An 11,951-nucleotide genomic window follows, 5' to 3' on the forward strand; every position below is an offset into this window, starting at 1 on the left:
GGTCCTTAACGCCGCCCGATCCAAGATCGGGAGGCGTGGGCGAGGGCGCTTCGCGCTTGGTATGGCTGGGGTCCCGAGAAGACGTTTCGAGATGGCGCGAACCGCTGCCGCTGGAACATGGTCGCTAGGCCGCGCCTGGGCGCGGACCGCGCGTCTGTGCCTGCTTGCCACCGCCCTTGCGCTTACAACCCTTAACAATCCGACTGTGGCGCGGGCCGAAGACGCGGTGCCGGGGGAGGCGACATTCTCCACCGCGAACGGCTATGCCCGGCTGGTGCTGAAGCTGAAGGAGGATGTCGAGTCGGAGGTCACGACCGCCGGCTCGATCATCGTGATCCGCTTCAAACGTCCGGTCGATATCCCCGTCGAGAAACTGCAGGATGCGGTGCCCGATTATGTCGGCGCCGCGCGCCGCGATCCCGACGGCTCGGCGATCCGCCTGTCGCTGGCGCGTCGCGTCAGCATCAACACCATGACCGCCGGCGAGCGGATCTTCATCGACTTCCTGCCCGACAGCTGGACCGGCCCGCCGCCGTCGCTGCCGCAGGAGGTGATCCGCGAGCTTGCCGAGCGCGCCCGCGCCGCCGAGCGCCTGCTGCGCATGCAGCGTGCCGCCGACGCCGCCAGGAAGAAGCCGCCGGTGCGCGTTCGCGCGCTGGTGCAACCCACCTTCGTCCGCTTCGTGTTCGAGGTGCCCGACGGGGTCAGCGTCTCCTCGGTGCTGAACGAGCAGAAGTTGACGCTGTCGTTCAATTCGGTCCTGACCTTCGACCTTGCCGATGCCAAGGTCGCCGCTCCGCCAAATGTCGCGTCGATCAGCGCGCGCGCCGACACGGACACGTCGGCAGTCGACGTGTCGCTGATTGGCGATGTCGACGTGCATTCGTTCCGCGACGAGAAGAACTACATCGTCGATGTCGCCTTCCAGCAGAGCGAGCAGCAGGCGGCAAAGCCCTCGCTGAGCTCGTTGTTGCCGACGCTGCGCGCCAAACCCAAAGGCGCCGCGGCGATCGCGCCGGTGACATCGGAAAGCATCGCCCAGCAGGCCAAGATCGAGATCAAGCCCGAACAGTCCAAAACCGAGCCGGCGAAACCCGAACCGGCGAAGTCCGAACCTGCCAAGTCCGAACCGCAGCGCTCCGAGCCGCTCAAACCCGAGCAAGCCACGGGCGAGCAACCGGCGGCCGCGCCCGCCAAAACGGAGCAGCCCCGATCGGAACTGTCCGATCCGGAGCTGCCGAAAATGGCGGCCGCACCTGCGCCCAACGCCGAGAATGCTGCTGCGCCGACCCCGCCGCACGAGGGTGGCGCCGGCTCTGCGGCGGAACAGAACACGGCGCCCGTGACCGACGCGCCGAAGCCGGTGCCCGCTGTCGCCGCCGCCGCGCCGGCGACGGAAGCGCCGAAGGCGGCTGCGGCACCATCGCCGCCTGCCGAGGCCCGTGCCGACGGCAAGCCCGCGGTCGAAGCCCAGCGCGACAGCGACGGCTTGCGCGTGACGTTCTCATTCCCCGGCGCGACGCCGGCGGCGTTGTTCCGCCGCGCCGACACGGTTTGGATGGTGTTTGACACCGCTGAGGCAATCGACGTCGATCCGGTCCGCGCCAAGGCCGGCTCGCTGATATCAGATGTCAGCCGGATCGCGCTGGACAAGGGCCAGGCGGTGCGCTTCCGCCTCAACCGGCCGCAGATGCCGTCGCTCGAAAGCGACGACCGCTCGCGCGGCGTGAGCTGGACGCTGACCTTTGCCGACCGCGTGCAGAAGCCGCCATTGCCGCTCACCGTGGTGCGCAACATCTCGGAGCCCTCGCTCGCCAATGTCAGCGTGCCGCTCGCCAATCCGGGCCAGCTGCACAGACTGGTCGATCCCGACGCCGGCGATACGCTCTGGGTGGTGACGGCGCCGCCGCCGACCCGCGGCGTCATCAAGCGGCAGGATTTCGTCGAGCTGTCGCTGCTGGAATCGATCCACGGCGTCGTGGTTCATCCGAACGCGGACGACGTCAAGGCCGAGGTCGGCGCCGACAAGGTGATGCTGGGCCGGCCGGGGGGCCTGACGCTGTCATCGGCCGACGTCGCCGCCGAGCGTGCGACCGCGGCGGTGAAGCCGTTGTTCGATCCCGACGAGTGGCGCAAGAACCAGTCGGAGACTTTCCTCAAGCAGCTCGACGGCCTGATTGCGGCGGCCGCGTCGGCCAATGCCGAGCAGCTGCCGCAGGCACGGCTCGATCTCGCCGACTTCTACATGGCGCGCGGCATGTACCAGGAAGCCCATGGTGTCGCCAATCTGATCCTGTCCGAGAGCAAGCGCGGCAGCGAGACGGCGTCGGTGGTGATGGTGCACGCGGTCGCCAGCATCCTGATCGGACACCCGGCGCAGGGCCTGAAGGATCTCGCCAATCCGGTGATCGGCAACGGTTACGATTCCCAATTGTGGAAGGGGCTCGCTTTCGCCCGCGAGGGCAAATGGGCCGAGGCGCGCGAGAAGTTCAAGAACGCCGAATTCGCGGTGGCGACGCTGCCGCCCGATTTGCAGCGCATCGTCACCATGGACTCGATGAAGGCCTCGCTCGAGGTCAAGGACTATGCCGGCGCCGCGCGGCGCAAGAGCGATCTCGACGTGGTCGGCGTTCCCGGCGAGCTGAAGCCCGCGGTTGCGGTGCTGCGCGGCCGGCTCGCCGAGGCGCTCGGCCAGGAGAAGGATGCGCTCGACGCCTATCGCTTCGCCGCCAATTCGGCCGATCGCCAGGCTGCCGCCGAAGGTAGGTTGCTGGAGACGCTGCTCAAGCAGAAGCGCGGCGAGATCGGCCGCGACGATGTGCTGAAGGAGCTCGAACTGCTGTCGATGCTGTGGCGCGGCGACAATATCGAGCTGAAGACGCTGTATGTGCTGTCGAAGATCTACGCCGAGACGGCGCGCTACGCCGACGCCTTCGCGGTCACGCGTGCCGCGACCCGGCTGCAGCCGAACGCGCCGGAATCGCGCCAGGCGCAGGATGCCGCCTCGGCCTTGTTCGTGCAGCTCTACCTCGGCCCCAAGGGCGACGAGATGTCGCCGATCGATGCGCTCGGCACCTTCTACGAATATCGCGAACTGACGCCGATCGGCCGCCGCGGCGACGAGATGATCCGCCGTCTCGCCGACCGCCTGGTCGGCGTCGATCTGCTCGACCAGGCCGCCGACCTCTTGCAATACCAGGTCGACAAGCGGCTCGAAGGCGCGGCCCGCGCCCAGGTCGCGGCGCGCCTTGCGATGGTCTATCTGATGAACCGCAAGCCCGACCGCGCCGTTGCCGCGCTGCGCTCGACCCGGATCGCGGACCTCTCCGGCGAACTGCGCCAGCAGCGGCTGCTGCTCGAGGCGCGCGCGCAGAGCGACGTCGGCCGGCACGATCTCGCGCTCGACATCATCTCGAACATCACCGGCCGCGAGGCAATCCGGCTGCGCTCCGACATCTATTGGGCGTCGCGGCACTGGCGCGAGGCGTCCGAGCAGATCGAGCTCTATTATGGCGACCGCTGGCGCGACTTCACTCCGCTCAATCCGGGCGAGAAGGCCGACATCATCCGCGCCGTTGTCGGCTACGCGCTTGCCGAGGACGCCATCGGACTGTCCCGGTTCCGCGAGAAATACGCGCCGCTGATGTCCGGCGATACCGACAAGCTCGCCTTCGACTCGGCCAGCAAGCCGGTCGCGACGTCCAGCGCCGAATTCGCCCAGATCGCGCGAATGGCCGCCAGCGTCGACACGCTCGACGGCTTCATCCGCGAGATGAAAACCCGCTTCCCCGACGCCACCGCCCGCGCGCCGTTGCCCGATCCGGTCGCAACCGGATCGGTGACTGACAAGCCAAAGGCCGCGCCGGTGAGCGCGCTGCCGGCGATCAAGGGCGAGCGCCGCGCCAGCGCGGTGCCGTAGCAGCGCAGGGGCTCACGGCCCGGCAGACACCCACGCGGTCGAAATGATCCCGGTGGCGTCGAGCGCGATCCGCCAATGCGAGGCGCCGTTGGCGTGTCGCACACTGTAGACATCCTCGCCCTGCGCGCCGACGCCGAGGAAACGTGTGGACTCGATCGTGCCGAGGTCGGCGAGGTAAGGCTGCAGGTGTGGCAATTGCTCGTGGGTCGCCGCGGCGAGCGCGGGGGTCATGTCCGCATAGTCGGGCTGTCCCGATGCGACCCCCTCGATCAGGCGGCGGAGTGCGGCCTCGGTTCCGGGAGCCGGCGACTGGTTCTTCACACGCTCCGCGGTGCGATCCGCAATCTGCTTCGCGCTTGCAGCGTCGATGCGCGGCATCGGCTGGTCGCCATTTTGATGCAGGATCAGTGACGTCGCCTGACCGTCAGCCGCGATGACAAAGCTGATCTGCGCGTTGACCTCCTTGGCGAAAAACTCGGTCTGGCTCTCCGCAAAGAACGCTACGGCACGCTGTCCGGTGAGCTGTACAGCCAGGTGGTGATCCTCGCGCATCACACTGAGGACGGCCTGCTCGCTGAGCTGGTAGAAGCCGGCATAGCGGTCGAGCACCGCTGGAGCGACTGCGATCTCTTGCCGCACCGCGTCCGGCGGCGATTGCTGAGCGGGAGCCGGCACGTCGGCAGATCCGCCTGCGGCCTGTATTCGTGCCGCCAGCGTGTTCCAGTCGCGCTGGCCGAACAGTTTGGCGATCAGCTCCAGGCTGTCGCTGTGGGTGAGGGGGATCGATTTGGCGCCGAGCGTTTCGCGCAGCGTCTGCGCCATGGTCTTGGCATCACGAAAGTCGCGCATGGGATCAACCTTTGCATCGACGAACGGAAGGCGTCAGGGGCTTGCGTTGCTGACCCGTTCGTGCGGGCAAAGGAAGCCTGAAACACGGCTTGATACATTCACCGTCCCCGGGTGGGGTGCAAGCGGCGGGTGGTATCGACCCTGCCAAATGTTCGCCGGGGACGAGCATTTTGTCAATTGCAACTGGTTGTGATCGCACGCGTGCTCTCGACATCCTGCCGTCAAATCGGCAACCATGGCGTCCGTTGCAAAGCGCCGGGAGGACGTCCTTACATGAGCAAGCCGATCAAGACCGAAGCCGAACTCATCGAGATGGCGCGGGCCGAGTTGAAGGCCCATGCCGACTGCCCCGACGGCATCGACATCTCGGTGTTGCGCGACGGCGACAGCTGGGAGTTTCGCGCCAGCGCCAATGACACCACGGTGGCGAGGCCCGGCTATCCCGAATGCGTCGCGATGCTGGTGCAGATCGGCGACCATCTCAGCAAGCAGTATGACGTGACGGAGTAACGGCGGCCGCGAAGCGGGGGGATCGATGGACCGCATCGACGCCATGAAAGTCTTCGTCGCGGCGGTCGACGAGGGCAGCCTCGCCGGTGCCGGGCGGAAGTTGCGGCGCTCGCCGGCGGCGGTCAGCCGGGCGATCGCTTTCCTTGAGCATCATGTCGGCGCCGAGCTGTTACATCGCACCACGCGCTCCCTGAAGCTGAGCGATGCCGGCCAGCGCTATGCGGCCGCATGCCGTCGTATCCTCACCGAGCTCGAGGAGGCCGACATCTCGGCCGGCGGCGAGCGGTCGGTGCCGCGCGGCGCGCTGACCGTCACCGCGCCTGTCGTCGTCGGCGAGGACGTGCTCCGGCCGGTGCTCGATGCCTTCATGACGCAATATCCGGCCGTGTCGGTGCGGCTCGTGATGCTCGATCGTACCGTCAATCTGATCGACGAGGGGATCGACGTCGCGCTGCGCATCGCCCATCTCGCCGATTCCAATTTCATCGCGATCAAGCTCGGCGAGGTCCGCCGCGTGGTCGCGGCATCCCCCGGCTATCTCGCGCAGCATCCGGTGATCGGCGAGCCGGCGGACCTGGCGAAGCACCAGATCATCGCCATGACGCATTTCGGGCTCGACTCCTGGAGCTTCCCGCCGGCCGCGAAGTCGAAGATCGCGCGCGCAGTCCAGTTCACGCCGCGGCTGGTGGTCAACACGGTGCGCGCGGCGGTCGCCTCGGCCAGCGAAGGACACGGCGTCACCCGGCTGTTCTCGTATCACATCGCCGAAGAAATCCGCGACGGGCGGCTGCGGATATTGCTTGCCAAGGACGAGCATCCGCCGTTGCCGGTGCATCTTTTGGCGCCGCAGGGCCGCTTCGACGTGCCCAAGGTGCGCGCCTTCGTCGATTTCGCGACACCGCGGCTGAAGCGCTATTTCGAGCGGCTGTCGCGCGAGGCCAGCAAGGCTGGCGCGAAAGCCCGATGACGTCGGTCGTTCGCGCCGCGGAAGAGTGTCTGCCGAATAGCGGGCATTCGCGCGGAAAGCGGATGTATCTAGCTTCCTCTCCATCGAAGCGGCGCTGGGTCGCTTCAGCAACAGATGGAGAGAGATCATGGGTGCAGAGCAGAAGGTTGCCATCATCACCGGTGCGTCGCAAGGCCTCGGCGAGGCCATCGTCAAGGGCTATCGCGACCGCAACTGGCGCGTCGTCGCCAATTCCCGCAGCATCAAGCCGTCGACGGACAGCGACGTTCTGACCGTCGCAGGCGACATCGGCGATCCCGAAGTTGCCGACCGCATCGTCAAGCAGGCGCTCGGGCGCTTCGGCCGCATCGACACGCTGGTCAACAATGCCGGCATCTTCCTGGCCAAGCCCTTCACCGACTACACCGACCAGGACTATGCGCAGGTGCTGGCGACCAATCTCAACGGCTTCTTCTACATCACCCGCCGCGCCGCCAGGGAGATGGAGAAGCAGGGATCCGGGCACATCGTGCAGATCACGACCAGCCTGGTCGATCACGCCAACAGCAACGTTCCCTCGGTGCTGGCGTCGCTGACCAAGGGCGGCCTGAACGCCGCCACCAAGTCGCTCGCCATCGAATATGCCGCCAAGGGCATCCGCGTGAACGCGGTGGCGCCCGGTGTGATCAAGACGCCGATGCACGCGCCCGCGACGCACGACTTCCTTGCCAAGCAGCATCCCGTCGGGCGCATGGGTGAAGCCAAGGACATTGTCGATGCCGTGCTGTTCCTCGAAGGCGCGGGCTTCGTCACCGGCGAGATCCTGCATGTCGACGGCGGCCAGAGCGCCGGCCACTGACGAGTGTGATCCGGAGAGTGCCATGCCTATCGTCACCATCCAGGTCACGCGTGAGGGGACGACGCCGGGTGCGTCGTCTACCACGCCGGAGCAGAAAGCCGCACTGATCAAGGGCGCCAGCGAGCTGCTGCGCGACGTGCTCGGCAAGCCCATGGAATCGACCTTCGTCGTCATTGAGGAAGTCGACACCGACAATTGGGGCTGGGGCGGGCTGCCCGCGCTCGACTATCGCAAGAAGCTCGCTGCTGCGGCGGCATCGTCCCGCTGACGGCTTTCATCACATCGAACCGGGCACCTCTCCCGATCGGGAGAGGTGCACCGCGATCGCCGTGAACGATTGCTGCGATCGCAACTAATCATTTTTCACGAACGGCCGGAGCGCCTACTGCGATGTCCATGTCAGCCAATGTCGATCATGACAGACGCCATCACGCCGAGCCGCATCGGGATGCAGGCGGGCCGCTGTGGCTGTCCGCGGCCGCGGGGCTCTGCGCCTCGCTGGTCGGGCTCGGACTGGCGCGCTTCGCGTATACACCGCTGATCCCGGCTTTGATCGCCGCAAAGTGGTTCACGCCGGCGGAAGCGGTCTATCTCGGTGCCGCCAACCTTGCCGGCTATCTCGCCGGCGCGTTGATCGCCCGCGATCTCGGCGCGCGCATCGGCTCGGTGTGGGCGCTGCGCGGCATGATGGTGCTGGCCGCCATCACCTGCTTTGCCTGCGCGGTGCCGATCTCCTTCGTCTGGTTCTTCGGTTTCCGCTTTCTCGCCGGCGTTAGTGGCGGCGTGATCATGGTGCTGGCGGCGACCGCGATCCTGCCGCATACCGCGCCCAGCAAGCGCGGCCTGATCGGCGGCGTGATCTTTGCCGGTGTTGGCCTCGGCGTCGCCGCGTCAGGCACGCTGGTGCCGCTGTTGCTGCAGCAGGGCGTCAAGCAGGCCTGGTACGGCCTTGGCGTGTTGTCGGCGGTGCTGACACTGATCAGCTGGAAGGCGTGGCCCGCCGAAGCTCCCGCCGCGCGAGGCGTGGCGGAGCAGGCCGTCGCGTCGCACGGCGTGCGCTCGCCGCTGGTGATCGCGCTGTGCCTGGAATATGGCCTCAACGCGCTGGCGCTGGTGCCGCACATGGTGTTCCTGGTCGATTTCGTCGCGCGCGGGCTCGGGCAGGGGATCGCGGCGGGATCGCACTACTGGGTGCTGTACGGCATCGGTGCCGTGGTCGGACCGTTGCTCACGGGACACCTCGCCGATCGCGCCGGCTTCGCCGCGGCGCTGCGCGCGGCGTTCCTGATCGAGGCCGTTGCGGTTGCATTGCCCGCCGTGACGAATTCGCCCGCCGCACTGATCGTGTCGAGCCTGATCGTCGGCGGCTTCACGCCCGGCATCGTGCCGCTGGTGATCGGCCGCATCCACGAGCTGATCCCGCATTCGGCGGCGAGCCAGCGTTCAGCCTGGGCGCAGGCCACCACGACCTTCGCGCTGTTCCAGGCGGCGGGCGCCTACGGCCTGTCCTGGCTGTTCGCGCACAGCGGCGGCGACTATGCGCTGCTGTTCCTGATCGGCGCGGCCGGAGTGGCTGTCGCGCTGGCGATTGAATTATTCAGCGTTGTCGGACTGCGGCACAAGTCTACCTAGCCGCGCAGCGCTTTCGTGAGCACCGCGACGAAGCGATCGACATCGGCCTCGTCGTTGAAAACGTGCGGCGAGATCCGCATCCGGCCAAGCCGCAGCGCGACATGGATGTTCTCGGCGGCGAGCCGCGCGATCAACTCCTTCGGGATGCCGCCTGCCATGCCGAGGCTCAGGATGTGCGGCGCGCGCATGCTGCGCGCCGGCACGTCGAGTCCGAGGTCACGCACGCCGTCGGCAATCCGCTCGTTGAGCATCGCGAGCCGCGCGCTGACGGCAGCGGCGCCCCATTCCGCCATCATCTCCATGCCGATCGAGGCCATCTCCAGCGTGATGAAATGATCGCGCTCGCCCATGTCGTAACGCGTGGCGTTGTCGACATAGGCGAGATCGCCGAAATAGACCGGGTTCTCGGAATTGACGTTGCGGCGGCCGCTGGAGGTCTGCTCCAGCGGCACGCCGTTCTGGTGGCGTTTTGCAATGTAGAGGAAGGCGCGGCCGTAGGGGCCGATCAGCCATTTGTAGGTCGGAAACATCACGGCGTCGGGGTCGAGTCGTGTCACGTCCATCGCCACGACACCCGCGCTCTGCGTCGCGTCGATCACGAACATCGCGCCCTGCCGCCGCAGCGCGGCCTGCACCTTGTCGACGTCGATCATGCCGCCGTCCGACCAGTGCACCGACGAGATCGAGGCGAGGCCGACCGGCGGCGCGTCTGGCCGCTCGATCGCCCCGAGCACGGCCGATGTCCAGTCGCCGTCGGCGGGCTGGCGCACGGTGTCGACGACGAAGCCCTGCGCCTCGGCACGGCCGTGCCATTCCAGCACCGGCGAGGAATGGTCGTTCTCCAGCACGATGACGCGCGTGCCGCGCGGAATGCTCAGCGCCTTCGCCACCGTCGCGACGCCGTAGCTGATCGCGGGGATCAGCGCGACATCATCAGGTGCGGCATTGATCAGGCGGGCCGCCGCGCTCCGGGCGCGCTCATGCTGGCGGCTAGCGAAGCCGGGATCGATCGTCCACGGCTGGCCCTTGCGTCCCACCGCCGCGCGGCCGGCGTCGAGCGTCTTCAGCGGCAGCGGGCTGTAGGACGCCGAGTTCAGATAGCAGACCTCGCGTGGGATCTCGAACAGATGGCGCTGGGAGGGAAGCATGTCGTCTCGTGGCTGGAATTTGCGAGGGATGGCGTGACGCGGAGGAGGTGTGCGCTCAGCCGTCATATTGGTCCGGCCCCATCGCCCATGGCGCCTGGTCGTAGCCGTTGGCGAAGGTGCGGTTGGTCTGCGCCGGATTGCGGTTGACCAGCGGCCGCAGATACATCGGGTGGGTGGCGCTGCGCACCTCATGCTCGACGGTGAACAGATGCCGGCTGTCGGCCGGATCGACGATGTCGCAGAAGCGGTACTGGTATTGATTGTCCTCGCGCGAGACCAGATTGCGCTCGCGCAGCCGCTGGTAGGGGCCCGAGAAGTCCGTGATGTAGATCTGGATGTGATGGCCGTCGAATTCGCCCTGCACCGCGTCGCTCTCGCGGAATTGCAGATACTGATCCTTGCCGACCTTTGCGCGCGCGACGACACCGTCACTGTTCACGACGCTGGCGGGGATGCCCATGATCTCAGGATAGAACCGGCTGATCGCCTCAGCCGTGCCGCGCGGCACCTCAAACTCGACATAGGGCATGCCGAGCGCGATACGTCCGAACCGTTCGACGTCCGGTTCAAAGCAGCGTAGCCGGTTGCCCCAGGGGCAGGTGGCCTCGACGTGATCGTTGCGCTCGCGATAACTGAACGCGGTGCCCTCGAGCTTGGGTGCGACCGCGGCGAGCCGTTGCAGCAGGGCCTGCCGCCCGGCGATCACGATGCCGGTGTGGCCGCGCAGCACCTGCTGGCGGCCGCTCGGCAGGTGAAACTGGCTGCGGCCGGCATTCACCCACATGTTGCTGTCGGAGACCATCAGATAAGGATCGCGGGTCAGCCCGATGCCGGCGACGTAGAACAGCGTGGCGAGGCGCTGGTCGGGTACCTGTACGTTGACATGTTCGAGATGGATGGCGTTGCCGAGGTCTTCTGCGGCGCGGTCGAATGGTTGCTGCACGGCGCGGCTCCCTGGATGCGTTGCCGCGCATGATAGTGCAATGGCACGGCCGATCCAGCTGACCGGCCATGAATGTTTCGCAGGGCGCTACCCCCCGTAACTCTGCACCAGGCTGCCGGCGACCAGGGCCCAGCCGTCGACCAGCACGAAGAAGATCAGCTTGAACGGCAGCGAGACCACCACCGGCGGCAGCATCATCATGCCCATCGACATCAGGACCGAGGCGACCACGAGGTCGATGATCAAAAACGGCAGGAACAGCAGGAAGCCGATCTCGAAGGCGCGTTTCAGCTCGGAGATCATGAAGGCCGGCACCAGGATGCGCAGCGACATCTCCTCCGGCGTCGCCGGCGGCGGCTCGCCGGAGAGGTCCATGAACAGCTTCAAATCCTTCTCGCGGACGTTCTTCTGCATGAAGCCGCGCAAGGGGACCGAGGCGCGCTGCAACGCGTCCTCAACGCCGATCTGGTTGGCGACCAGCGGCTTGATGCCGTCGTCATAGGATTTTTGCAGCACCGGCCCCATCACGAAGGCGGTGAGGAACATCGCAAGCGCGATCATCACCGAGTTCGGCGGCGCGGTGGCGGTGCCGAGCGCGGTGCGCAGCAGCGACAGCACGACCACGATGCGCGTGAACGACGTCATCATGATCAGGATCGACGGCGCGATCGACAGCACCGTGAGCAGCGCGATCAGCTGGATCGCGCGCTCGGTCACGCCGCCATTGCCGCCGCCGAGATTGATGCTGATATCCTGCGCCATCGCCGGATCAGCGAGGGATCCGGCGGCGATCAGGACAGCGATGAAAAAAACTCTACGCGGGACTGCCCCTGGTCTCACGAAGGATTCTTCGGTCGGCCGAGCAGCGAGGCCATCTCGTCCTCGAGATTTTCGAACCCGCTCTTCTGTCCGCCGGCGGGCGGGGCGGGCGGCTCGCTGCGCTGCGGGCGCACCGGCGGCGCATCGGGCGCAACCGGCGGCGCAACGGTCTCGCCGGCGCCGGTCGGGCGGCGCAGCGCCGCTTCGAGCCGTTGCGCCATCTCGGCGAGATTGGCGTCGGCGTTCGATGGAGGCGGCGCGGCCGAAGGCGCCTGCGTCGCAGTCGGCGGCGGTGCCTGGGGAGGCGCTGGCTCTTATACACATCT

General features: G+C 67.1%; 10 protein-coding genes and 1 pseudogene. 6 read left to right on the forward strand and 5 right to left on the reverse strand.

Annotated features, from left to right (window positions below):
- Window positions 1-91 precede the first annotated feature (91 nt).
- A complete protein-coding gene (locus AC1VNY_RS37230) occupies window positions 92-3,919 on the forward strand; it encodes a tetratricopeptide repeat protein (RefSeq protein ID WP_482408895.1) in 3,828 nt (1,275 codons plus the stop codon).
- A 12-nt stretch (window positions 3,920-3,931) separates the two neighbouring features.
- Here the strand turns inward: AC1VNY_RS37230 and AC1VNY_RS37235 are convergent, their stop codons facing one another.
- A complete protein-coding gene (locus AC1VNY_RS37235; RefSeq protein WP_482408896.1) occupies window positions 3,932-4,768 on the reverse strand; it encodes a glyoxalase superfamily protein in 837 nt (278 codons plus the stop codon).
- A gap of 273 nt (window positions 4,769-5,041) precedes the next feature.
- Between AC1VNY_RS37235 and AC1VNY_RS37240 the strand changes: the two genes are divergently transcribed.
- From AC1VNY_RS37240 to AC1VNY_RS37260, 5 genes are all read left to right on the forward strand, one after another.
- Window positions 5,042-5,278 carry a hypothetical protein gene (locus AC1VNY_RS37240; protein ID WP_028339805.1) on the forward strand — a complete coding sequence of 79 codons (237 nt, stop codon included), beginning with the start codon at window positions 5,042-5,044 and terminating at the stop codon, window positions 5,276-5,278.
- 25 nt (window positions 5,279-5,303) lie between these two features.
- The gene (locus tag AC1VNY_RS37245) at window positions 5,304-6,245 is read left to right on the forward strand and encodes a LysR family transcriptional regulator (protein WP_482408897.1); all 942 of its coding nucleotides are present in this window, start codon (window positions 5,304-5,306) and stop codon (window positions 6,243-6,245) included.
- Between the two features lie 127 nt (window positions 6,246-6,372).
- Window positions 6,373-7,083: an SDR family NAD(P)-dependent oxidoreductase gene (locus AC1VNY_RS37250; RefSeq protein WP_482408898.1), complete on the forward strand. Its 711-nt coding sequence runs from the start codon at window positions 6,373-6,375 to the stop codon at window positions 7,081-7,083.
- A gap of 22 nt (window positions 7,084-7,105) precedes the next feature.
- Complete coding sequence (locus tag AC1VNY_RS37255; RefSeq protein ID WP_482408899.1) at window positions 7,106-7,351, forward strand: tautomerase family protein; 246 nt, start codon at window positions 7,106-7,108, stop codon at window positions 7,349-7,351.
- Between the two features lie 122 nt (window positions 7,352-7,473).
- Window positions 7,474-8,715: a YbfB/YjiJ family MFS transporter gene (locus AC1VNY_RS37260; protein ID WP_482408900.1), complete on the forward strand. Its 1,242-nt coding sequence runs from the start codon at window positions 7,474-7,476 to the stop codon at window positions 8,713-8,715.
- Here AC1VNY_RS37260 and AC1VNY_RS37265 read toward each other — a convergent pair.
- The 4 genes and pseudogenes from AC1VNY_RS37265 to AC1VNY_RS37280 all read right to left on the reverse strand — a co-directional run.
- Window positions 8,712-9,863: an aminotransferase class V-fold PLP-dependent enzyme gene (locus AC1VNY_RS37265; protein WP_482408901.1), complete on the reverse strand. Its 1,152-nt coding sequence runs from the start codon at window positions 9,861-9,863 to the stop codon at window positions 8,712-8,714. The two genes, AC1VNY_RS37260 and AC1VNY_RS37265, sit on opposite strands and share 4 nt — an antisense overlap.
- Window positions 9,864-9,918: 55 nt before the next feature.
- Complete coding sequence (locus AC1VNY_RS37270; protein ID WP_482408902.1) at window positions 9,919-10,806, reverse strand: hypothetical protein; 888 nt, start codon at window positions 10,804-10,806, stop codon at window positions 9,919-9,921.
- A gap of 87 nt (window positions 10,807-10,893) precedes the next feature.
- Complete coding sequence (gene fliP, locus AC1VNY_RS37275; RefSeq protein WP_063709685.1) at window positions 10,894-11,646, reverse strand: flagellar type III secretion system pore protein FliP; 753 nt, start codon at window positions 11,644-11,646, stop codon at window positions 10,894-10,896.
- Window positions 11,643-11,933: pseudogene (locus AC1VNY_RS37280) on the reverse strand (flagellar biosynthetic protein FliO); the annotation flags it as partial. The pseudogene AC1VNY_RS37280 and the gene fliP, both read right to left, overlap by 4 nt.
- Window positions 11,934-11,951 lie beyond the last annotated feature (18 nt).

The sequence above is a fragment of the Bradyrhizobium ferriligni genome (assembly GCF_056837965.1).